Origin of the sequence: Enterobacter cloacae complex sp. P13B, from assembly GCF_014895915.1 — a bacterium.
GTDB lineage: Bacteria > Pseudomonadota > Gammaproteobacteria > Enterobacterales > Enterobacteriaceae > Enterobacter > Enterobacter bugandensis.
Genome location: NZ_JADBQN010000041.1, coordinates 140,000 through 160,681 on the forward strand (window position 1 = coordinate 140,000; position 20,682 = coordinate 160,681).

The 20,682-nt window shown below is 56.7% G+C and carries 22 protein-coding genes; 14 read left to right on the forward strand and 8 right to left on the reverse strand.

Annotation, left to right across the window (positions count from 1 at the left end; all coding sequences use genetic code 11):
• Positions 1–142: 142 nt before the first annotated feature.
• From IM273_RS17820 to IM273_RS17855, 8 genes are all read left to right on the forward strand, one after another.
• Positions 143–328: a general stress protein gene (locus IM273_RS17820; RefSeq protein ID WP_004150795.1), complete on the forward strand. Its 186-nt coding sequence runs from the start codon at positions 143–145 to the stop codon at positions 326–328.
• Positions 329–422: 94 nt separating this feature from the next.
• On the forward strand, positions 423–917 hold the full coding sequence (locus IM273_RS17825) for a ferritin-like domain-containing protein (protein WP_008502272.1): 495 nt from the start codon (positions 423–425) through the stop codon (positions 915–917).
• Between the two features lie 23 nt (positions 918–940).
• Positions 941–1,144 carry a hypothetical protein gene (locus IM273_RS17830; RefSeq protein ID WP_008502273.1) on the forward strand — a complete coding sequence of 68 codons (204 nt, stop codon included), beginning with the start codon at positions 941–943 and terminating at the stop codon, positions 1,142–1,144.
• Between the two features lie 25 nt (positions 1,145–1,169).
• Entirely contained in the window at positions 1,170–1,676 is a 507-nt protein-coding gene (locus IM273_RS17835; protein WP_028013107.1) for a ferritin-like domain-containing protein, read from the forward strand.
• Positions 1,677–1,693: 17 nt separating this feature from the next.
• Positions 1,694–2,566, forward strand: coding sequence for a manganese catalase family protein (locus tag IM273_RS17840; protein WP_028013106.1), 873 nt, complete (start codon positions 1,694–1,696; stop codon positions 2,564–2,566).
• A gap of 67 nt (positions 2,567–2,633) precedes the next feature.
• Positions 2,634–4,037: a cytochrome ubiquinol oxidase subunit I gene (locus tag IM273_RS17845; protein WP_028013105.1), complete on the forward strand. Its 1,404-nt coding sequence runs from the start codon at positions 2,634–2,636 to the stop codon at positions 4,035–4,037.
• The gene (cydB, locus tag IM273_RS17850) at positions 4,037–5,047 is read left to right on the forward strand and encodes a cytochrome d ubiquinol oxidase subunit II (protein WP_028013104.1); all 1,011 of its coding nucleotides are present in this window, start codon (positions 4,037–4,039) and stop codon (positions 5,045–5,047) included. Before IM273_RS17845 ends, cydB begins: the two co-directional genes overlap by 1 nt.
• An 8-nt stretch (positions 5,048–5,055) precedes the next feature.
• Positions 5,056–6,681: an alpha-amylase family protein gene (locus IM273_RS17855; protein WP_063942488.1), complete on the forward strand. Its 1,626-nt coding sequence runs from the start codon at positions 5,056–5,058 to the stop codon at positions 6,679–6,681.
• On the opposite strand, the gene IM273_RS17860 is transcribed toward IM273_RS17855, so the two are convergent.
• Genes IM273_RS17860 through IM273_RS17875 form a run of 4 tightly spaced genes read right to left on the reverse strand, consistent with a single transcriptional unit; the run spans position 6,682 to position 9,175 of the window.
• Entirely contained in the window at positions 6,682–7,668 is a 987-nt protein-coding gene (locus IM273_RS17860; protein WP_028013102.1) for an SDR family oxidoreductase, read from the reverse strand. It lies immediately after the preceding gene.
• Between the two features lie 17 nt (positions 7,669–7,685).
• The gene (locus tag IM273_RS17865; protein WP_047368522.1) at positions 7,686–8,204 is read right to left on the reverse strand and encodes a 2-oxo-tetronate isomerase; all 519 of its coding nucleotides are present in this window, start codon (positions 8,202–8,204) and stop codon (positions 7,686–7,688) included.
• A gap of 11 nt (positions 8,205–8,215) precedes the next feature.
• On the reverse strand, positions 8,216–8,662 hold the full coding sequence (locus IM273_RS17870) for a DUF421 domain-containing protein (protein ID WP_028013100.1): 447 nt from the start codon (positions 8,660–8,662) through the stop codon (positions 8,216–8,218).
• A 9-nt stretch (positions 8,663–8,671) separates the two neighbouring features.
• Positions 8,672–9,175: a hypothetical protein gene (locus tag IM273_RS17875; protein ID WP_193050022.1), complete on the reverse strand. Its 504-nt coding sequence runs from the start codon at positions 9,173–9,175 to the stop codon at positions 8,672–8,674.
• Between the two features lie 139 nt (positions 9,176–9,314).
• Here IM273_RS17875 and IM273_RS17880 point away from each other — a divergent pair, with 139 nt between their 5' ends.
• From IM273_RS17880 to IM273_RS17895, 4 genes are all read left to right on the forward strand, one after another.
• A complete protein-coding gene (locus IM273_RS17880) occupies positions 9,315–9,704 on the forward strand; it encodes a YdeI family stress tolerance OB fold protein (protein ID WP_008502282.1) in 390 nt (129 codons plus the stop codon).
• A 64-nt stretch (positions 9,705–9,768) separates the two neighbouring features.
• Positions 9,769–10,653, forward strand: a complete 885-nt coding sequence (locus tag IM273_RS17885; protein ID WP_193050024.1) for an SDR family oxidoreductase — start codon at positions 9,769–9,771, stop codon at positions 10,651–10,653.
• Positions 10,654–10,836: 183 nt separating this feature from the next.
• Entirely contained in the window at positions 10,837–11,760 is a 924-nt protein-coding gene (locus tag IM273_RS17890; protein ID WP_028013097.1) for a LysR substrate-binding domain-containing protein, read from the forward strand.
• Positions 11,761–12,449: 689 nt separating this feature from the next.
• The gene (locus IM273_RS17895; RefSeq protein ID WP_193050026.1) at positions 12,450–14,831 is read left to right on the forward strand and encodes a glucose/quinate/shikimate family membrane-bound PQQ-dependent dehydrogenase; all 2,382 of its coding nucleotides are present in this window, start codon (positions 12,450–12,452) and stop codon (positions 14,829–14,831) included.
• 76 nt (positions 14,832–14,907) lie between these two features.
• Here the strand turns inward: IM273_RS17895 and IM273_RS17900 are convergent, their stop codons facing one another.
• The 4 genes from IM273_RS17900 to IM273_RS17915 all read right to left on the reverse strand — a co-directional run bounded on the left by IM273_RS17900 (position 14,908) and on the right by IM273_RS17915 (position 19,218).
• Positions 14,908–16,602 (reverse strand): methyl-accepting chemotaxis protein, encoded by a 1,695-nt coding sequence (locus tag IM273_RS17900; protein ID WP_193050028.1) that lies wholly within the window; start codon positions 16,600–16,602, stop codon positions 14,908–14,910.
• A 160-nt stretch (positions 16,603–16,762) separates the two neighbouring features.
• Entirely contained in the window at positions 16,763–17,881 is a 1,119-nt protein-coding gene (locus tag IM273_RS17905) for an S-(hydroxymethyl)glutathione dehydrogenase/class III alcohol dehydrogenase (RefSeq protein WP_041910069.1), read from the reverse strand.
• Positions 17,882–17,912: 31 nt separating this feature from the next.
• Entirely contained in the window at positions 17,913–18,188 is a 276-nt protein-coding gene (locus tag IM273_RS17910) for a metal/formaldehyde-sensitive transcriptional repressor (protein WP_028013093.1), read from the reverse strand.
• Positions 18,189–18,279: 91 nt separating this feature from the next.
• Positions 18,280–19,218, reverse strand: a complete 939-nt coding sequence (locus IM273_RS17915) for a LysR family transcriptional regulator (RefSeq protein ID WP_193050030.1) — start codon at positions 19,216–19,218, stop codon at positions 18,280–18,282.
• 89 nt (positions 19,219–19,307) lie between these two features.
• Here IM273_RS17915 and IM273_RS17920 point away from each other — a divergent pair, with 89 nt between their 5' ends.
• Both IM273_RS17920 and IM273_RS17925 read left to right on the forward strand, forming a co-directional pair.
• Entirely contained in the window at positions 19,308–19,784 is a 477-nt protein-coding gene (locus tag IM273_RS17920) for a GNAT family N-acetyltransferase (protein WP_045260478.1), read from the forward strand.
• A gap of 121 nt (positions 19,785–19,905) precedes the next feature.
• The gene (locus IM273_RS17925; RefSeq protein WP_028013090.1) at positions 19,906–20,574 is read left to right on the forward strand and encodes an epoxyqueuosine reductase QueH; all 669 of its coding nucleotides are present in this window, start codon (positions 19,906–19,908) and stop codon (positions 20,572–20,574) included.
• Positions 20,575–20,682: the final 108 nt, after the last annotated feature.

The following is a 20,682-nucleotide window of genomic DNA, read 5'->3' on the forward strand; positions in this document are numbered from 1 at the left end:
AATAATTAAATATAACGCAACCGCTAATGGCGCAACGAATTTGACGTATGCCTCACAGCGACTAGAGTTATTACTCGAACGACGAGTGATACGGAATTTCGTATCGTACTGACATAACCAATATATGACTATGAGGTTTAATATGGCAGAGCATCGTGGTGGTTCCGGTAATTTCGCTGAAGACCGTGAAAAAGCATCAGAAGCTGGACGTAAAGGCGGCCAGCACAGCGGTGGTAATTTCAAAAACGATCCGCAACGCGCATCTGAAGCGGGTAAGAAAGGGGGACAGAACAGTCACGGCGGAGGCCGTAAATCTGATAACTCCTGATCTTATTTAGTACTCTTTTAATAAAACCTGAGAGCATGCTGCGGGCTGAAAAGCTCGCAGTACCCTTTCCTTATTTTACCGGAGCGTAATTATTATGAATATGAAAAGTGTTGAGGATGTATTTATTCATCTTCTGTCCGATACCTACAGCGCTGAAAAACAACTTACCCGAGCGTTAAGCAAACTCGCTCGCGCCGCCTCCAGCGAGAAGCTGAGCGCCGCCTTCACCGCGCACCTGGAGGAGACGCAGGGTCAGATTGAACGTATTGACCAGATCGTCGAACAGGAAGACGGTATTAAGCTCAAGCGCATGAAGTGCGTGGCAATGGAAGGCTTAATTGAAGAAGCTAACGAAGTTATCGAAAGTACGGAAAAAAATGAAGTGCGTGATGCCGCGTTAATTGCCGCTGCGCAAAAAGTGGAGCATTACGAAATAGCCAGCTACGGTACCCTTGCGACCCTCGCAGAACAATTGGGCTACAAAAAAGCCGTTAAACTTCTTGCCGAAACGCTGGAAGAAGAGAAAGAGACCGACCTTAAACTCACCGACCTGGCCGTTGGCAATATTAACCAAAAAGCGCAGAAATGACGCGATAAGACAGGTTAAATAAAATGAGCATCAGTCCCAGGACAATTAAACGGTGCCATTTAGCGGCAGCAATAATATGGTTCATTCTCGCTATCCCTTCCGTAATATGGTGGAAGAATAGCGTACTATGGGTCATTATCATCAGCATTTACGCCAATATTGTCGGCCACTTATCTGGCTACAGTGCCGCACGTGCCGATCAGGCTGCTGAAAGTGAGACCAAATAAGCGAACCCCTAATGAGGATACAATGATGAATCACGTAGAACACTACCATGACTGGCTACGCGATGCCCATGCAATGGAAAAGCAAGCCGAATCTATGCTGGAGTCCATGGCCAGCCGTATTGATAATTATCCTGATGTTCGCGCCAGAATTGAGCAACATATTAATGAGACAAAACGGCAAATTACATTGCTGGAGGAAATCCTCGACCGTAATGATATTTCTCGTTCGGTCTTAAAAGACTCGATGAGCAAAATGGCGGCCCTGGGTCAATCCATCGGCGGTATGTTCCCGTCCGATGAGATCGTTAAGGGCTCGATCAGCGGCTATGTCTTCGAACAGTTTGAAATCGCCTGCTACACCTCCCTGCTCGCTGCGGCGAAAAAAGCGGGCGATACCGCCTCTGTGCCTGCCATTGAGACGATCCTCGCAGAAGAGCGCGAAATGGCCGACTGGCTGATTCGCCATATCCCGCAAACGACGGAACAGTTCCTGCTGCGTTCAGACGCAGACGGTGTCGAAGCGAAAAAATAATCCACAGGAGAGTACCTATGTTTCGACACGTCAAACAGCTGCAATATACGGTTCGCGTCGCCGAACCCAACCCCGGTCTTGCTAACCTTTTACTGGAACAGTTTGGCGGGCCGCAGGGCGAACTGGCTGCCGCCTGCCGTTACTTCACTCAGGGCCTGAGCGATGACGATCCGGGCCGCAAGGATATGCTGATGGATATCGCCACCGAGGAGCTAAGCCACCTCGAAATCATCGGTACGCTGGTTGGTATGCTGAACAAAGGTGCCAAAGGCGCGCTGGCGGAAGGGGTGGAAAATGAGGCTGAACTGTATCGCTCCATGACCGAAAACGGTAACGACAGCCACATCACCTCCCTCCTCTACGGCGGCGGTACCCCGCTCACTAACTCGGCGGGCGTGCCCTGGACGGCAGCCTACGTCGATACCATCGGCGAGCCGACGGCGGATCTGCGCTCGAACGTGGCGGCAGAGGCCAGGGCGAAAATCATCTATGAACGGCTGATTAACGTCACTGACGATCCCGGAGTGAAGGATGCGCTGGCGTTTCTGATGACGCGTGAGGCGGCGCATCAGCTCTCCTTTGAGAAGGCGCTGCAGTCCATTCGTAATAATTTCCCGCCGGGAAAACTGCCGCCAATCGAGGAATTCACCAACAAGTACTACAATATGTCTGAAGGTGGAGAGGTTCGCGGAAGCTGGAACAGCGATAAGCACTTTGATTACGTTGAGTCCCCCCAGCCTGCGGTTGATGGCGGAGACGGTAGCGCCAGCGTGACGCTCACAGCTGAACAGGCAACCCTGGTTAAGGCGATGTCTGCCCGCACCAAGTCCGATCCCCATTCCGACCCGCTGACCGGTGCCGAGCTGGGTGCCGGAAAGAGTAAACCGTAATCGGTTTTGCCGGGCATCCTGACCTGCCCGGCAATTCTCGTGCCCCATCGCTTCAGAGGTACGGACCATGTTCGAACTTGATGCATTTCATCTCGCCAGAATTCAGTTCGCTTTTACCGTCTCGTTTCACATTCTTTTCCCGGCGATCACCATCGGTCTTGCCAGCTATCTGGTCGTGCTTGAAGGCATGTGGCTGCGCACCAAAAACGACGTCTGGCGCTCGCTGTATCACTTCTGGCTCAAGATATTTGCCGTTAACTTCGGGATGGGTGTCGTTTCCGGGCTGGTCATGGCGTATCAGTTCGGCACCAACTGGAGCGGGTTCTCCCAGTTCGCAGGCAGTATTACCGGTCCCCTGCTGACCTACGAGGTGTTAACCGCCTTCTTCCTGGAAGCCGGCTTTCTTGGCGTAATGATGTTCGGCTGGAACAAGGTCGGCCCTGGGCTGCACTTCTTTTCAACCTGCATGGTGGCGCTCGGCACGCTGATGTCGACCTTCTGGATCCTCGCCTCCAACAGCTGGATGCACACCCCGCAGGGTTTTACTATCGAGAACGGGCAGGTCATTCCGCAGGACTGGCTGGCGATTATCTTTAACCCCTCCTTCCCTTACCGCCTGATTCATATGGCCATCGCCGCATTTCTGAGCAGCGCGCTGTTTGTCGGCGCGTCGGGCGCATGGCACCTGCTGCGCGGTAACGATACCCCTGCCATACGCACCATGTTCTCCATGGCGATGTGGATGGCGCTGCTGGTTGCCCCCATTCAGGCCGTCGTGGGCGATATGCACGGCCTGAACACGCTTGAGCATCAGCCAGCCAAAATTGCCGCCATAGAGGGGCACTGGGAAAATCCGCCCGGCGAGGCCACGCCGCTGCTGCTGTTTGGCCTGCCCGATATGGACGAGGAGCGCACCAAATACGGTCTTGAAATCCCCGCGCTCGGCAGCCTGATCCTGACGCACAGCCTCGATAAGCAGGTCCCGGCGCTGAAGGACTTCCCGAAAGAGGATCGCCCAAACTCGACCATCGTCTTCTGGTCGTTTCGCATCATGGTCGGAATGGGCCTGCTGATGATTACCCTCGGTCTGGTCAGCCTCTGGCTACGCTATCGCCACCGGCTCTACCACTCGCGTCCGTTCCAGTGGTTTGCCCTCTGTATGGGGCCCGCGGGTCTGGTGGCGCTGCTCGCCGGCTGGGTGACCACCGAAGTGGGCCGCCAGCCGTGGGTGGTTTACGGTTATCTGCGCACGATTGACGCGGTCTCCCTGCACAGCACCCTGCAGATGAGCATCAGCCTGCTGGCGTTCTTCGTTGTCTACTCGTCGGTGTTTGGCGTGGGCTATGTGTACCTCATCCGGCTGATTAAGAAAGGTCCGCAGCCCGTCGATACGCTGACGTCAAACACGTCGGGCACCCCCGCCCGTCCACTGTCTGCCGCGGAGTCTGTTCCGGAACAGGAGAGAAACTGATGGGCGTCGATATCTCTGTTATCTGGTTTGCCATCATCGTCTTTGCCACGCTGATGTACATCATTATGGATGGCTTTGATTTGGGCATCGGCCTGCTGTTCAACTTCGTGGGCGATGCAAAAGAGCGCGATGTGATGGTCAACAGCGTAGCGCCCGTATGGGACGGCAACGAGACCTGGCTGGTGCTCGGCGGCGCGGGGCTGTTCGGCGCGTTCCCGCTGGCTTACGCGGTGATCATTGATGCGCTCACTATCCCCCTCACCGCGATGCTGATCGGCCTCATCTTTCGCGGCGTCGCCTTTGAGTTTCGTTTTAAAGCGACGCCTTCGCACCGCAAGTTCTGGGACTACTCCTTCGCCGGTGGCTCTCTGCTCGCCACCTTCAGCCAGGGGATCGTCGTGGGGGCGGTAATCAACGGCTTTGAGGTTGAGGGCAGACGCTTTGTGGGCTCGCCGCTTGACTGGCTGACGCCCTTTAACCTTTTCTGCGGTATCGGCCTGGTGGTCGCCTACACGCTACTGGGCACCACCTGGCTTATCATGAAAAGTGAAGGTGCCCTGCAACGCCGCATGCGCGAGCTAACCCGCCACGTGCTGCTGGCCCTGATGGTGGTGATCGCGGTGGTCAGCGTCTGGACGCCGCTCGGCTGGCAGTACGTGGCCGACCGTTGGTTTACCCTGCCCAACTTCTTCTGGTTCCTGCCGGTTCCCCTGCTGGTAGGCCTGTTTAGCGTGCTGATCTGGCGGCTGACCCGCAACCCGGCCAGCCACTCGCGTCCCTTCCTGCTGACGCTGGGGCTGATCTTCCTCGGATTTAGCGGCCTGGGTATCAGCCTGTGGCCAAACATTATTCCGCCGCGCATCACCCTGTGGGAAGCCGCGGCGCCCCCCGCCAGCCAGCTGTTTATGCTTGTCGGAACCCTGCTGATAATTCCGGTGATTCTGGTGTACACCGCCTGGAGCTACTACGTCTTCCGGGGCAAAGTTTCGGATACTGAAGGCTATCACTGAGGAACGCTATGACGGACTGGCATACACGGGCCATTATCTACCAGATTGATACCGCGCTTTTTTACGATATGAACGGCGATGGCTGCGGGGACATCGCCGGGATCGCGGCCAAGCTGCGCTATATTCGCCGCATGGGGGCGACGGTTATCTGGATCACCCCGTTTTACCTCACGCCCTTTCTCGATGAGGGCTACGACGTCAGCGACCATCTGCAGGTGGATCCCCGCTTCGGAAAACTGGCCGATATCATCGCCTTTATCGAACAGGCCCGGGAGCTGGGCATGCAGGTTATTATTGAGCTGCTGATCCAGCACACCTCGGACGCCCATCCCTGGTTCCAGCAGGCCCGCCGCAGCCCCGCCTCGCCCTATCGCGATTACTATATCTGGTCGGATAACGACGACGACGATACGCCACCAATGTTTCCCGGCGTGGAAAAGAGCGTCTGGAGCTGGGACGACGAGGCGGGACAGTATTACCGGCACATGTTCTACCGCCACGAGCCGGACCTGAACCTGACCTCGCCCGCCGTGCTTAAGGAGATTGAGAATATTATCCTCTTCTGGCTCAAGCTGGGGGTATCGGGATTTCGACTGGATGCCGCATCACACCTTACGAAGCAGGCGGGCAGCGGTGACGAGAAAAAGGGCCTGTGGATCCTGGAGCACATGCGCCGTCTTATCGAACAGCGTAATCCGGACGCGATCCTGCTCGGCGAAGTGGACGTAGACGTTGAGGTTTATAAAGACTATTTCGGCAATAACGACCGCCTGCATCTGGTGCTCAACTTCTGGCTCAACAAGTATTTCTACGTCAGCCTGGCCAGAAAAAGCGCCCGCCCGCTGCGCAACGCGGTGAAGAAGATGATCGTCCCGCCAGATTCATGCTGTTTTGCCAACTGGCTGCGCAACCATGACGAGCTGGATCTGGAAGGGATTAGCCAGAAAGATAAACAGTTCGTGCTCGATACCTTCGCCCCTGACGAGGAGATGAACGTCTATCAGCGTGGGATCCGCCGACGTCTGGCCCCGATGCTGAATGGCGATCCAAAGCGGCTGGCGTTTTGCCACGCGGTGCTCTTTTCACTGCCGGGCGTCCCGGTGATGCGCTACGGGGATGAGATCGGCATGGGTGACGACCTTGAACTGGAGGAGCGCTACGCCGTCCGCACCCCAATGCAGTGGGCAGGTTCACAGGGAGGTGGTTTTTCGGCGGCCGATCCTGAAAAATTTATTGCGCCGATAATCGACCACGGGCCCTACCGCTATCAGAAAATCAACGTCGCCGATTCGCTGCTCCACCGCAACTCACTCCTGCACCGGATTATTGATATTGCCAATACCCGCTCGGAGTTCCCCGAAATTGCCGTGGCGCCCTTTCGCCTCATCACCCTCAATCATGACGCGGTGCTGGGGATCTATTACGAGACCGACGAGCGCAGCATTCTGACCTTCGTAAACTTCAGCGACCAGCCGGTGCAGTTCACCGCCAGAGGGATCCGCAACGCCACCTGGACCGCCTGCCTCGCGGACAAACGCTACGACGACGCGCTGGTTTGCGGCAAAACCGTCGAACTCAGTATTGGCGCCTACGGCTACCGCTGGTTCTGGACGCACCGCAGCGCGCTGCGCTGATTAGCGTTTCCGGCGGGTTATCAGACGCGTCAGCATAATCCCCGCCACCGCGAGGGCCCCCAGCGCCACCTTGCCCGGCATACCGGAGGTGACGGACGTAGCGCGGTTCTTCGCTTCGTCGGTAAAACGACCATGGATTTTGTGCAGGTCGTCAATCGGCTGGTCGAGATAGTCCCGCCGATCCGCTGCGTTCAGATCGTCGGTCATCTGGCCTTCCCAGGCTTTTTTTACCATCAGACGGTCAAGGTAGCCTGGAAAGAAGAATTGCCCGACGATGGACTGGATAGTGCTGCTGCCCACCCACAGCTCGCGCACCGGTTTCTGCGCAACCTTAAAGATGGCGCTGGCGGCCACTTCAGGCTCAAAGACCGGCGGCACCGGTCGCATCGCCCAGGCGAACTTATTCCTTGCCCATTCGAACTGCGGCGTATTGAGCCCCGGCATCTGCACCATGGAAAGCTGAACCCGGCTGTTCTCGTGCATCAGCTCCGTGCGCACCGCATCGGTGAACCCGCGGATCGCCGCTTTGGCCCCGCAGTAGGCCGACTGCAAAGGGATGGAACGGTAGGCCAGCGCGGACCCCACCTGAATAATTACCCCCCTGTCGCGGGGCACCATCAGCTCCAGCGCGGCGCGGGTGCCGTTAACAAAACCGAGATAGGTAACATCTGTCACGCGACGAAACTCATCCGGCGTCAGGGTACGAAACGGCGCCAGCACGGCCCCCATCGCATTGTTGACCCAGACATCAATCGCCCCGAGGCGATACTCGATCTCGTTAGCCGCATCCACCACCGCCTGACTGTCGGCGACGTCCGCCTGCACCGCGTGGGCATTAACGCCGAAGCGGCGCAGCTCTTCCTGGGTGGAGTGCAGGCTGGCTTCATCGCGGGCGATAAGCCCCACATCGTAACCTGCCTTTGCAAATTTCAGCGCCGTGGCTTTTCCCACGCCCGCCGTCCCGCCGGTAATCACTATGACCGCCATAGAACCTCCGCGTGAATTTAGCCGTTATTGCCGTCCGACAATGTTGTCACCAGTTCAGCGAGCGAAAATTGCACCGCTTTTTCCACCACATCCTGGCAGTCGCCGGAGAAAAGGACGGTGCGGGTTTTCGTCTCACCGCAGATATTCCAGGCAAAGCAGACCGTTCCCGCCGCCGTGCCGTCATCGCCCCCTTCCGGGCCCGCGTAGCCGCTGATGGCGATGCTGATATCCGCCTGGGCAATGTCGCGGATGCTGGCGGCCATCTCGGTCACCGTCTGTTCACTGACGGCGGTATAGCGCGCCAGCGTCTCCTGACGCACGCCGAGGATCCGCGATTTGGCCTCATCGCTGAACACAACCAGCCCGACGTCATAAAAATCGGCCGTGTTTTCCTCTGCACACAGCGCCACCGAGAGCTTTCCTCCCGTGCAGGATTCCGCGGTGGTTAAGCGCAGCCCGGCATCGGTTAATTTACTCGCCAGCTTTTTGGTGAGTTCACTCACGGTATAATGACTGTCGTGTAAAAGATTGCTCATCTTGCCGCCTCTTATTTTTCAACAGGAATGATTGAAATATGTCCATTGCGCTCAAGTATGGCATATTTAATTTCGCTAAGTTCTGTAATGCCATTATTTTGACGCGCTGACACCAGAATATCATCACAAGATACGTCGACTTTTTTTAGCTTATCCGCTAATGGAACGCCATTCTCAACCAGAATCACAGGGGTCCCATCAAGAATATTCTCCACCGGGGAAAAATATTTCTTCATCAGGCCAAATATAATGTCAACGACCACCAGCGTGGTAATGGTAATCATTGCGCCGGTAACGGAGAAATCCTGCCCCAAAAGCGCCTGTTGCGTCGCCTCACTAATAATTAAGAGGAGGATGAGATCAAAGCTGGTCATCTGCAGCAGCGCCCGTCGCCCTGCCACTTTAAATACCACCACGAGAAACAGATAAATCGCCAGCGCGCGAAAGACCATATCCATATCAGCCTCCTAGGGGTAAATAAATTGCCAGAGGTTAATCTCCGGCTCGTTGTTGACGCGGATGACGGTGTTCCATTTACCGGCTCTGGAAGGTGTCGTGAAGTATAAAACAGAGAAGTTGTCTGATTTTTGCAGGTCGTCATAGACCAAATAGAGCGTTTTGCCGTGGCTATACATTTTGTCTGGGTGCGGCCAGACGCTGCCGGGCTCGTATACGTCGCTACTGTCGGTGGTCAGGCTGAGGGTATAGCTGCCCTCCGTTTTCACCGGGAAGGTGACCTGCATTCTTGACTCCGTCTCCCGCCGGCCGAAGCGTTCATAGTTTATGCTCAATGAGTTAGCGGAATTGGTTTTGGCCGTATCGCTCACCATTCCGCTGGAAAACAGACCAGCAACCGCTGCGATGATAATAGCCAGGAGGACCACAAAACCCACCTGGTGAAATGAATATTCAAACCTCAACAAGCGATAACTCTCATCTATCCCGGGTAACTTTTCATTTTCATGCTTCATAGTCGTTGTCACCGTTTCGCTTATTTCAAGATAGTTTTGATTTCCAAAGAGAATGTTTTTAAGACTTATCACATTTGCCACATAAAGGAATAGCAACAATACTTAATATGTCAAGACACTCAAAAATGAAGGATATCAGATGAAATTATCACTTATTTCCGCTTTTTTGATATTTCTGGTACCAGCTGCATGGGCTGATAATAACGGCGGGTTACAAAAAGGTGAAGCACCGCCACCGCCCCACGCGCTGGACAGCGGATATCGTGGAACCGATGACGCGCGTATTATGACCATCGATCAGGCAAAACAATTGCACGATGGCGCGACAATTTCATTGCGCGGTAATCTTATTGACGGTAGCGGCGATAAGTTTGTATTCCAGGATAAAACCGGAAAAATCGACGTTATTATTCCCCAGGCAGTCTTCGACGGCAGAACGGTAAAACCCGATCAGATGATCAGTATCAACGGTTCGCTTGATAAAAAATCATCGCCTGCCGTCGTTCGTGTTGATCGTTTGCAGAAATAATTCAGCGAAGCGTTAACGCTGCAACTATCCATCAAATCTCACCCCTTGGCTTAAGGAGTCAGCTATGAGTGATACTACACAACGTACGAACGCTTACCCGAACCCCCCGTTCCCGGAACAGCCGCAAACGCCGCCGGGACTGGCGTCTGAAATGCAGCCTGTACCCGACCACGGTGAAACAAGCTATAAAGGGCATGGTCGCCTTGCCGGCAAAAAAGCGCTGATCACCGGTGGTGACTCTGGGATTGGACGCGCAGTGGCTATCGCCTACGCCCGTGAAGGGGCAGACGTCGCCATCAACTATCTGCCTGAAGAAGAGAAAGATGCCGCCGAGGTCATCGACCTGATCAAAGCGGAAGGCCGCAAGGCCATCGCGCTGCCAGGAGACGTCCGGGACGAGACCTTTTGCCAGAATCTGGTCGAAGAAGCCGTTTCGAAGCTGGGCGGGCTGGATATTCTGGTCAACAACGCAGGCCGTCAGCAATTCCGGGAATCCCTTGAAGAGCTGACCACCGAAGATTTTGACGCGACGTTTAAAACCAACGTTTACGCTCCCTTCTGGATCACCAAGGCCGCCTTGCGCCACCTGAAAGCGTCGTCCGTGATCATTAACACCTCCTCCGTTCAGGCGGTGAAGCCCAGCCCCGTACTGCTGGACTATGCCCAGACGAAGGCCTGTCTGGCGGTGTTTACTAAATCCTTAGCCAAACAGCTGGGCCCGAAAGGCATTCGCGTCAACGCGGTCGCCCCCGGCCCGTACTGGACGGTACTCCAGTCCAGCGGCGGCCAGCCGATGGAGAAAGTGAAGGAGTTCGGGGGTGATACCCCGCTGGGTCGTCCGGGACAGCCCGTCGAGATTGCCCCGCTGTACGTCACGCTGGCCTCGGATGAGTGTTCCTTTACCTCCGGTCAGGTATGGTGCTCTGACGGCGGCGACGGCGTGATCTAAACCGCTTTGCAGCTTATCCCTCCGCAGTGAGCAATAAATGAACAAGGACGTTCATCACCCACCTCGCCTGAAAAACATGTTGTAACTCAAACAGATCAAATGTTAAAAAATATTTTGCTATCAAGTTATCAAAATTAAACAACTTAACTTGTCACCCGCATCGCTCTGTTTTTAACATCGCCTATGGAAAAAAATGGTCTGTTCAGTCAGCGCATACGCTTGCGCCATTTGCATACATTTGTGGCCGTCGCTCAACAGGGAACGCTGGGGCGCGCGGCTGAAACTCTTAACCTGAGCCAGCCCGCGCTCTCGAAAACCCTTAACGAGCTGGAACAGCTGACCGGCGCCCGTCTATTTGACCGCGGTCGGCTGGGGGCACAGCTGACTCTGGTGGGCGAACAGTTCCTGACGCACGCCGTGAAGGTGCTGGATGCGCTCAACACCGCAGGCCAGTCCCTGCACCGAAAAGAAGAGCAGACCAGCGAGGTGGTGCGCGTCGGCGCCCTGCCAACCGCGGCGCTGGGGATCCTGCCGCCCGTTATTGGTCAGTTCCACAAGCAGCAGCGCAATACCACTATTCAGGTTGCCACCATGAATAACACCATGCTGCTCGCGGGGCTGAAATCGGGTGAGCTTGATCTCGGTATCGGTCGAATGTCCGACCCCGAGCTGATGGGCGGTCTCAATTATGAACTGCTGTTCCTGGAATCCCTGAAGCTGGTGGTTCGACCCGATCATCCCCTGCTGCAGGACACGGTGACGTTAAGCCGGGTGATGGAGTGGCCGGTGGTGGTTTGCCCGAAAGGGACCGTCCCGCGCCAGGCCGCCGAAACCTTGCTGCAGATGCAGGGGTGTACGCTACCCTCAGGGTGCATCGAAACGCTTTCGGCTTCTCTTTCGCGCCAGCTTACCCTGGATTATGACTACGTCTGGTTCGTCCCCTCCGGTGCGGTAAAAGATGATTTGCGTCAGGGCACGCTGACCGCCCTGCCAATCGCCTCCCCCGGTGCGGGTGAACCCATCGGTATTTTGACCCGGGTAGATACTCCCCTTTCCACGGGCGCACAAACGCTGCTGAGCGCTATCCGTAAATCTATGCCTGTCTGATTTCCTTCACCCCTCACCCAGTTCCCTCTCCCCGTGGGCTGAGGGTTCCCCACAAATTAATGCTAGCACTGAACAATCCCCTCGCCCCTTTGGGGAGAGGGTTAGGGTGAGGGGAACATACGGCTGTGGTGGTCATTCCGTTCACTTTATGTTCCCTGCTACTCTGTAACGACATGACCGGTGAACGTGCCAGGGTGGCTCAGTCGCCACCACCCTGGCGACCCGGGCTCCCGGCGGTAAATCGCCGCTTCGCGGTGCCCTCGGCTTATTCCTTCCGGCTTATCGGGTACGGGCGGAGGTAACGTCCCTGTAAAGCCCGCCCTCTCGGCGCATCCCTGCGCCTCGCCCCGGCTGCAGGAAACGCCTCAGCGATTTACAGCCGGACCAGAGCATCGCTGAAAGCCTTAAATCGTTCTGAAACAACGTTAATGCTTCTGCTTAAAAATTACTGGGGATCCCTCAGCCCCGTGGGAGAGGGAACTGGGCTGTGCGTTAATCAAATAATGCGGAATGATCCATTAACAATTGCGTAAAACAAATTAACAGTTTTATCATAACGGCGGATTCACCATTTGGTTCGCGAATCGTTATATAAACAATAATTCACTCGTTTTAATCATTGCTCTCCCCGCATTTATTATCCAGATGGTACACACCCGGCAATGCGGAGAGATTCAAAGGAGACAGAAATGGCATTTGGCAGCGCGCCGCGCGGGATACCTCGTATTTTGCAGTGGCTCCTTGCCGGACTGATGTTGCTCATCGGTCTGGCGGTCGGCGGGTTGGGCTTCAAGCTCGCCGCCGTAGGCGGAAGTTTTTACTTCGTGATAATGGGCGTGGTGATGGTCATTGCCGCGCTCCTGATTTTCCTCAATCGCAGCAGCGGGATCGTGCTTTACGGCATCGCGTTTATTGCCTCGCTGTTCTGGGCGGTAAGCGATGCGGGCTGGGATTTCTGGCCGCTCTTCTCGCGCCTGTTCACCTTTGCCGTACTGGCCTTCCTCTGCGCCATCGTCTGGCCTTTCCTGCGCGCGGCCAACCGCGGCGCAGCGAATAAAGCCCCGGCTTATGGCGTTGCGGCGGTTCTCGCACTGGCGATGCTGGTCAGCCTCGGCTGGATGTTTAAGCCGCAAACCCTCGTGGCGGCGAACGAGCCCGTTCCGGTGAAACCCGTTGCTCCCGGCGAACAGCAGAAAAACTGGGAACACTGGGGCAACACCACCCACGGCGACCGCTTCGCCGCGCTGGACCAGATTAACAAGCAAAACATCAGCGATCTGAAAGTCGCCTGGGTGGCGCACACCGGGGATATTCCGCAGAGCAACGGCTCCGGTGCGGAAGATCAGAACACGCCGCTGCAGATTGGCGACACGCTCTATGTCTGCACGCCGTACAGTAAAGTGCTGGCGCTGGACGTGGATTCCGGGAAAGAAAAATGGCGTTATGATTCGAAAGCCACCGCCCCGAACTGGCAGCGTTGCCGTGGTCTGGGCTACTTTGAAGATCATGCAAACGTGACAGCGTCACAGACCGAAACATCGCCAGCGGCATGCCCTCGCCGCCTGTTCCTGCCGACCACCGACGCCCGTCTGATTGCCATCAACGCGGATACCGGCAAGGTTTGCGATGACTTTGGTGACCATGGCACCGTTGACCTGAGCATCGGCATGGGCGAGATCAAGCCGGGCTATTATCAGCAGACCTCCACGCCGCTGGTGGCCGGAAACGTTGTTGTCGTCGGCGGTCGCGTCGCGGATAACTACTCTACCGGCGAGCCGCCGGGCGTGGTGCGCGCCTACGACGTTCACACCGGTAAGCTCGCCTGGGCGTGGGATCCGGGTAACCCGAACCTGACCGGCCTGCCGCCGGAAGGTCAGACCTACACGCGCGGCACGCCGAACGTCTGGTCTGCGATGTCTTACGACGCTAAGCTGAACCTGATCTACCTGCCAACCGGCAACGCCACCCCCGACTTCTGGGCGGGCGAGCGTACCGCGCTGGACGATAAGTACAGCTCCTCCATCGTCGCCGTCGACGCCGCCACCGGACAGGTACGCTGGCATTTCCAGACCACCCACCACGACCTGTGGGACTTCGACCTGCCTTCCCAGCCGCTGCTGTACGACCTGCCGGACGGCAAAGGCGGCACTACGCCTGTACTGGTGCAGACCAGCAAGCAGGGCATGATCTTTATGCTCAACCGTGAAACCGGCAAGCCGGTGGCGAAGGTGGAGGAACGTCCAGTTCCGGCGGGTAACGTTGAAGGTGAACGCTACTCTCCGACCCAGCCGTACTCCGTGGGCATGCCGATGATTGGCAACCAGACGTTAACCGAGTCCGACATGTGGGGGGCGACGCCTGTCGACCTGCTTCTGTGCCGCATTCAGTTTAAAGAGATGCGTCATCAGGGCGTCTTCACCCCGCCGGGTCTCGACCGTTCCCTGCAGTTCCCCGGCTCGCTCGGCGGGATGAACTGGGGCAGCGTCTCCGTTGACCCGAACAACAGCCTGATGTTCGTCAACGATATGCGTCTGGGGCTGGCAAACTACATGGTGCCGCGCGCGAACGTCGCGAAAAACGCCAGCGGCATTGAGATGGGGATTGTCCCGATGGACGGCACGCCGTTCGGCGCGATGCGCGAGCGCTTCCTGTCGCCGCTGGGCATTCCGTGCCAGAAGCCGCCGTTCGGAACCATGTCGGCCGTTGACCTGAAAACCGGCAAGCTGGTGTGGCAGGTACCGGTTGGTACCGTGGAAGATACCGGCCCGCTGGGCATTCGCATGCACATGCCAATCCCAATCGGGATGCCAACGCTGGGCGCGTCGCTGTCAACCCAGTCCGGCCTGCTGTTCTTCGCCGGCACCCAGGATTTCTACCTGCGCGCGTTTGATACCGCCACCGGGAAAGAGATCTGGAAGGATCGCCTGCCGGTCGGCAGCCAGTCCGGCCCGATGACCTACGTCTCGCCGAAAACCGGTAAGCAGTACATCGTTATTAACGCCGGGGGCGCTCGCCAGTCGCCGGATCGCGGTGATTACGTTATCGCGTACGCGTTACCCGATAAGCAGTAACGGATGAAAAAAGGGACCGAAAGGTCCCTTTTTTGTCGGTCGGGTAAGCGAAGCGCCACCCGACACGGCCGGCGACTCAGAACGTTTCCCAGTTATCACCGTTATTCGCTACCGCCGGACGTAATGCAGCAGGTTTTACTGCCGCAGAGTTCTGCTGTTGAGTACGCCCCTGAGCCTTGCCGCTCAGACGAAACGCCCCGACCGCCTCGGTCAGACGCGCGCCCTGTTCTTCCAGCGACGCCGCCGCCGCGGAGGCCTCTTCCACCAGCGAGGCGTTCTGCTGGGTCACTTTATCCATCTCCGAAATAGCCTGGCTGACCTGCACGATACCGCGGCTCTGCTCGTCAGACGCGGCGGCAATCTCCAGCATGATGTCGGTGACGCGCTTCACCGCCTCGACGATCTCATTCATGGTATTGCCTGCGGCAACGACCTCACCGGAACCCTGGTCTATCAGCGAGACCGATTCGTTGATCAAGCTTTCGATCTCTTTTGCGGCGTTGGCGCTGCGGCTTGCCAGGGTACGAACTTCGCTGGCCACCACGGCGAACCCGCGTCCCTGCTCGCCCGCCCGCGCCGCTTCTACCGCCGCGTTAAGCGCCAGGATGTTGGTCTGGAAGGCGATGCTGTTGATCACCGCGGTAATCTCAGAGATTTTCTTCGAACTGCTTGAGATATTGCCCATAGTTTTGACCACACCGGAGACCATCTGGCCACCGCGGCTGGCTTTCCCGGAGGCATCTTCCGCCAGCTTGCTGGCATGATGGGCGTTATCGGCGTTCTGCTTCACCGTCGCGGTCAGCTGCTCCATGCTGGCGGCAGTCTGCTCAATCGCCGCGGCCTGCTGCTCGGTGCGTGATGAGAGATCGGTGTTACCGGCAGAGATCTCGCTTGTACCCCGGTAGATCTCCTCCGCTCCCTGACGGACGGTGCCGACCGTTGTTTCAAGGGAGTGCTGCATGGTTTGCAGATCGCGCGTCAGGCGGCCAATTTCGCTGCGTCCGGCCACGTCGTCCGGCATCGTCAGGTCGCCTTTGGCGATATTCTCGATACGTTTCGCTGCACGCTGCAGCGGATTAATGACCGTGCGGCGCAGCACAACGAAGGTCATCGCGGTCAGCACCAGCGCCAGCGCAAACGCGCCCACCATAAACATCAGACCCAGCTGCGTGCGGCTGTGCGCCTGCGCCGTCAGCGCATTGGCGCGGTCGGTGCGGATCTTAATCGCCTTCAGCAGAACGGCGTTATAAGCATCGTCCAGCGGGCGCGCGGTCTCATTTTCGTGGTTGATGATCGCCTCGAACATGCCGTTTTTGGCAAATTTGACCATCGGCTGGAGGCCCGCAATATAGGCGTCGTAGCGTGCCTTCAGGTCTGCATCCAGCGCTTCGTCCGCAGCGCTACGGACGGAACGATGCATATAGGCGGTAAAGCTATCCTGGGACTGCTTAATGCGCGTTTCCGCCTCACGGATGTTCTGCTTCATGGCCTCCATCTCCGCGATACGGCTTGCCGCGCCGGCGTGGATCATATTGATACGCGCGGTGCGCAGATGGTTTGAGCTGTTCGACAGCCCCATACGCACCTGAATTTCGGACGTAACGTCCTGCTGATCGTTGTCGGCCTGTAGCAGGAAATACCCCGCCAGACCCGAACTCAAGGCAAACAGCAGAATAATGCCACCGAGAATGGAGGAAAACAGCGGAACCAGCCTGATGTGATACAGGAAGCTCAGCTTGCGCTGCGCCTGCATCGAAGAAGTGTTGTCCATGACCGTCGACTCTCTTATAGGTAAGATGCGCAAAAACACGCCTGTTAGATAGTCATCGGCACGGCAGAGATTTAGATTACGGCTAAAAACGCCGCACTGGTCACACTTTAGAGAAGATTATTAAAGAACTGCCAGCGGCTAAAAACCGCTGGCAGAAGAGTTACTTGTCGCCGAAATGAATGACGGTGCGGATGGATTTTCCTTCGTGCATCAGATCGAACGCCTCGTTGATCTGCTCCAGCGGCAAACGGTGGGTAATGAACGGGTCGAGCTGAATTTTACCGACCATCGCGTCTTCCACCATGCCGGGAAGCTGGGTACGCCCCTTCACGCCGCCAAACGCGGAGCCGCGCCAGACGCGTCCGGTCACCAGCTGGAATGGACGGGTTTTGATCTCCTGTCCTGCCCCGGCCACGCCGATGATGATGCTCTCACCCCAGCCCTTGTGGCAGCATTCCAGCGCAGAACGCATTACGTTGACGTTGCCGATACACTCGAAGCTGAAGTCCACGCCGCCGTCGGTCATCTCAACGATGACGTCCTGAATCGGTTTCTCGTGATCTTTCGGGTTCACGAAATCGGTCGCGCCCATTTCACCCGCCAGCTTGAATTTTTCCGGGTTGGTATCGACCGCGATGATACGCCCGGCCTTCGCCTGCACCGCACCCTGAATCACTGCCAGACCAATGCCGCCGAGACCAAACACCGCCACGGTGTCGCCCTCTTTGACTTTTGCCGTGTTATGCACCGCGCCAATGCCGGTGGTTACGCCGCAGCCCAGCAGGCAGACTTTATCCAGCGGCGCCTGCGGATTGACCTTCGCCAGCGAGATCTCCGCGCAAACGGTGTATTCGCTGAAGGTGCTGGTACCCATGTAGTGATAGATTGGCTCACCGTTGTAGGAGAAACGGGTGGTGCCGTCCGGCATCAGCCCTTTCCCCTGAGTGGCGCGCACGGCCTGGCAGAGGTTAGTTTTGCCGGATTTACAGAACTTACACTCGCCGCATTCCGCCGTGTACAGCGGGATAACGTGATCGCCTGGCTTCAGGCTGGTCACGCCCTCGCCCACTTCCACCACAATCCCGCCGCCTTCATGACCCAGCACCGCCGGGAAGACGCCTTCCGGATCGTCACCGGAGAGGGTAAACGCATCGGTATGGCACACGCCGGTATGGGTGATTTTGATCAGCACTTCGCCTTTTTTCGGCGGTGCGACGTCGATGTCGACGATTTTCAGCGGCTGGCCGGGGCCAAATGCAACAGCTGCGCGAGATTTCATCATGTCTTCCCTTTTTGTCAGGTGTGTGGATTTATTTTAGATAAGAGCGCAGCAAATGGCCGACTTCCGCCATGCGTACGGCTCGCTGATCCGGCGTTGTGTCTCCCGTCACCAGCTCGTCTTTGAGATGTATTTCAACCATTTCGCCCATCAGGCCATTGGCAGCGCCGCGCACGGCGGCAATTTGCTGCAGGATGGCCAGACAGGGGTCGCCCGACTCCAGCGCGCGTTCAAGGGCATCAACCTGGCCCCGAATGCGGCGGACGCGCGTCAGAATACGTTTTTTATCTTCGGGTGAGTGCGGCATATGCCCTCCTGATACTATAGGGGGGTATGGTATATGAGTTATCTTACATATGTAAACTTACTTTTAACGTGAAATCTAGATCGCGCTGAGCTTATCCGGCACTCATCCCCCTGCCATCTTGCGCCAGCATTTGCAGCTCCTCCTGGAGCCATCGGGTCGCCCCCCGCTGGCCGCTGCGCTTATGCGAGTAAATTTTCACCTCAAATTTGGGAATAGAGAACGGCAAGGCAAAAATCCTCAGTTCCGCTGCCGCCACCAGCTTCTCGGCGGCGTAACGAGGAATGGCCATCAGCAGGTCGCTTTCCGCAACGATAAACGGCGCGCTCAGCATCGACGGCGTTTTGATCGCAATGTGCCGCGTATAGCCCAGCTGCTCGAGCCGCACGTCCAGGACGCCCTGCTTTTCATTCCACGGCGTCACCACCAGGTGTCGGGCAGCGAGGTAATCCTCCAGCGTTAGCCGGGTCCGGCGTGCGTTGCTGATGACCACATATTCATCTTCAAACCAGCCAATCTCCTCCAGCTCAGGATGGCGATTGTCCTCCGGGGTGCTGAAACCGAGCGCCAGATCCACTTCACCGGCCAGGAGTTCCGTCAGCGCCGGGCTGTGCGGCAGATAGCGCAATTCGAAACGCAAGCCCGGGGCAGCAGTCTGCAGCTTGTGCATCAGGGCGGGAAAAATACATAGCGCTGTAAAATCCGTAATCCCAATTTGCAAGCTTTCGGTACTACTGGCGGCGTCAAACTCCGGCTGCGGGGTCAGCTCCTGATTAAGGAACGACAATGCGGAAGCAATAGAAGGCGCAAGCTGAGAGGCGTACACGCTGGGGGACATACGATGCCCTTCCCGAAAAAAGAGCGGATCGTTAAGGGCCGTGCGCAGACGCGACAGCGCATGGCTCAGCGCCGAGGTGCTCATCGCCAGCTCGTCGGCTGCGAGGCGAACGGAACGGTGGCGGTAAATGGCGTCAAAAACGGGCAGCAGGTTTAAATCAAGACGTCTCAGCGACGGATGCATAATATTCATCATTTGTTGATTTCATTGCACTTAATTCTTCGGACAATACTCCGTATGCTTAACGCCATCAATCGCGAACCGTGCAAAAAACAGGAAAAACAATGAGCATAACCCTTCGTCAGGCCCGCCCCGAAGATGCAGCGGCTATTTACGCCATGATCTATGAGCTGGCGGTATATGAAAAAGCCCCCGAAGAGGTCGTAACCACGCCGGACGAGATCCGGGAAACCCTCTTTGGTGCGGGCAGTAAAACCGAGGCGTTGATCGCTGAGTTTGACGGCAGGATCGCCGGCTATGCCGTGTTCTTCACCAGCTATTCAACCTGGCTTGGACGCAACGGGATTTATATGGAAGACCTGTACATTTCCCCGGACTACCGCGGTAAAGGCGCGGGGAGAGCGCTGCTGAAACATATCGCTCAACTCGCGGTAAAACGGCAATGTGGCCGCCTTGAATGGAGCGTGCTGGACTGGAACCAGCCCGCCATCGATTTTTATCTGAGCATTGGCGCGCTGCCGCAGTCCGAATGGGTGCGCTACCGTCTTGACGGTGAAGCGCTGCTCAAATTTGCCGAATAGCGGCACCGCTCAGCGCGAGGATCCCGACCAGGCGGATCCTCGATTCCCACCAGTACAGTCATAAGACATAAATAACTTGTGCTACAATTCCATAAATTTCATTAACATATTGTAGAACATCATGAGTACAACCCCCTTCATCCGCCCGCAGCTCACCCTGCCAAACGGCGCCGATAAACTTCTGCTGCACTCCTGCTGCGCCCCCTGCTCCGGTGAAGTCATGGAAGCTATCCAGGCCTCGGGCATTGACTACACCATTTTCTTCTATAACCCCAACATCCATCCGCAAAAGGAATACCTCATCCGTAAGGAAGAAAACATTCGTTTTGCAGAAAAACACGGCGTGCCGTTTGTTGATGCCGATTACGATACCGATAACTGGTTCGAGCGTGCAAAAGGCATGGAGTGGGAGCCCGAGCGCGGCGTCCGCTGCACCATGTGCTTCGATATGCGCTTCGAGCGTACGGCGCTTTACGCGGCGGAAAATGGTTTCAGCGTTATCAGCAGCTCGCTGGGGATCTCTCGCTGGAAGAATATGCAGCAGATCAATGACTGCGGCCAGCGTGCGGCAGCGCGCTATCCGGGGATGGTCTACTGGGACTACAACTGGCGCAAACAGGGCGGCTCATCACGCATGATTGAGATCAGCAAGCGGGAACAGTTTTACCAGCAGGAATATTGCGGCTGCGTGTATTCCCTTCGGGACAGCAACCTGCACCGCAAGTCGCAGGGCCGCCCGCTTATCCGCATTGGAAAGCTGTATTACGGCCAGGATGAGAACGAAAAATAACGCCCTCTTCTGGTGTAGATATATCCGAAAACCGGCCAATTCCCTCCGAAATTTAGCGTTCCGCCTCTCATCTTTTCAAAGAGAGGCTATCCTTTAACTATCAACAAA

What these genes read in the sequence shown, in the direction of transcription:
- IM273_RS17915 (WP_193050030.1), bottom strand. Translation starts at nt 19,218, where the DNA reads ATGATGAATATTATGCATCCGTCGCTGAGACGTCTTGATTTAAACCTG.
- IM273_RS17840 (WP_028013106.1), top strand. Translation starts at nt 1,694, where the DNA reads ATGTTTCGACACGTCAAACAGCTGCAATATACGGTTCGCGTCGCCGAA.
- cydB (WP_028013104.1), top strand. Translation starts at nt 4,037, where the DNA reads ATGGGCGTCGATATCTCTGTTATCTGGTTTGCCATCATCGTCTTTGCC.
- IM273_RS17890 (WP_028013097.1), top strand. Translation starts at nt 10,837, where the DNA reads ATGGAAAAAAATGGTCTGTTCAGTCAGCGCATACGCTTGCGCCATTTG.
- IM273_RS17895 (WP_193050026.1), top strand. Translation starts at nt 12,450, where the DNA reads ATGGCATTTGGCAGCGCGCCGCGCGGGATACCTCGTATTTTGCAGTGG.
- IM273_RS17825 (WP_008502272.1), top strand. Translation starts at nt 423, where the DNA reads ATGAATATGAAAAGTGTTGAGGATGTATTTATTCATCTTCTGTCCGAT.
- IM273_RS17845 (WP_028013105.1), top strand. Translation starts at nt 2,634, where the DNA reads ATGTTCGAACTTGATGCATTTCATCTCGCCAGAATTCAGTTCGCTTTT.
- IM273_RS17835 (WP_028013107.1), top strand. Translation starts at nt 1,170, where the DNA reads ATGAATCACGTAGAACACTACCATGACTGGCTACGCGATGCCCATGCA.
- IM273_RS17925 (WP_028013090.1), top strand. Translation starts at nt 19,906, where the DNA reads ATGAGTACAACCCCCTTCATCCGCCCGCAGCTCACCCTGCCAAACGGC.
- IM273_RS17860 (WP_028013102.1), bottom strand. Translation starts at nt 7,668, where the DNA reads ATGGCGGTCATAGTGATTACCGGCGGGACGGCGGGCGTGGGAAAAGCC.
- IM273_RS17870 (WP_028013100.1), bottom strand. Translation starts at nt 8,662, where the DNA reads ATGGATATGGTCTTTCGCGCGCTGGCGATTTATCTGTTTCTCGTGGTG.
- IM273_RS17900 (WP_193050028.1), bottom strand. Translation starts at nt 16,602, where the DNA reads ATGGACAACACTTCTTCGATGCAGGCGCAGCGCAAGCTGAGCTTCCTG.
- IM273_RS17905 (WP_041910069.1), bottom strand. Translation starts at nt 17,881, where the DNA reads ATGAAATCTCGCGCAGCTGTTGCATTTGGCCCCGGCCAGCCGCTGAAA.
- IM273_RS17885 (WP_193050024.1), top strand. Translation starts at nt 9,769, where the DNA reads ATGAGTGATACTACACAACGTACGAACGCTTACCCGAACCCCCCGTTC.
- IM273_RS17865 (WP_047368522.1), bottom strand. Translation starts at nt 8,204, where the DNA reads ATGAGCAATCTTTTACACGACAGTCATTATACCGTGAGTGAACTCACC.
- IM273_RS17875 (WP_193050022.1), bottom strand. Translation starts at nt 9,175, where the DNA reads ATGAAGCATGAAAATGAAAAGTTACCCGGGATAGATGAGAGTTATCGC.
- IM273_RS17830 (WP_008502273.1), top strand. Translation starts at nt 941, where the DNA reads ATGAGCATCAGTCCCAGGACAATTAAACGGTGCCATTTAGCGGCAGCA.
- IM273_RS17910 (WP_028013093.1), bottom strand. Translation starts at nt 18,188, where the DNA reads ATGCCGCACTCACCCGAAGATAAAAAACGTATTCTGACGCGCGTCCGC.
- IM273_RS17880 (WP_008502282.1), top strand. Translation starts at nt 9,315, where the DNA reads ATGAAATTATCACTTATTTCCGCTTTTTTGATATTTCTGGTACCAGCT.
- IM273_RS17820 (WP_004150795.1), top strand. Translation starts at nt 143, where the DNA reads ATGGCAGAGCATCGTGGTGGTTCCGGTAATTTCGCTGAAGACCGTGAA.
- IM273_RS17855 (WP_063942488.1), top strand. Translation starts at nt 5,056, where the DNA reads ATGACGGACTGGCATACACGGGCCATTATCTACCAGATTGATACCGCG.
- IM273_RS17920 (WP_045260478.1), top strand. Translation starts at nt 19,308, where the DNA reads ATGAGCATAACCCTTCGTCAGGCCCGCCCCGAAGATGCAGCGGCTATT.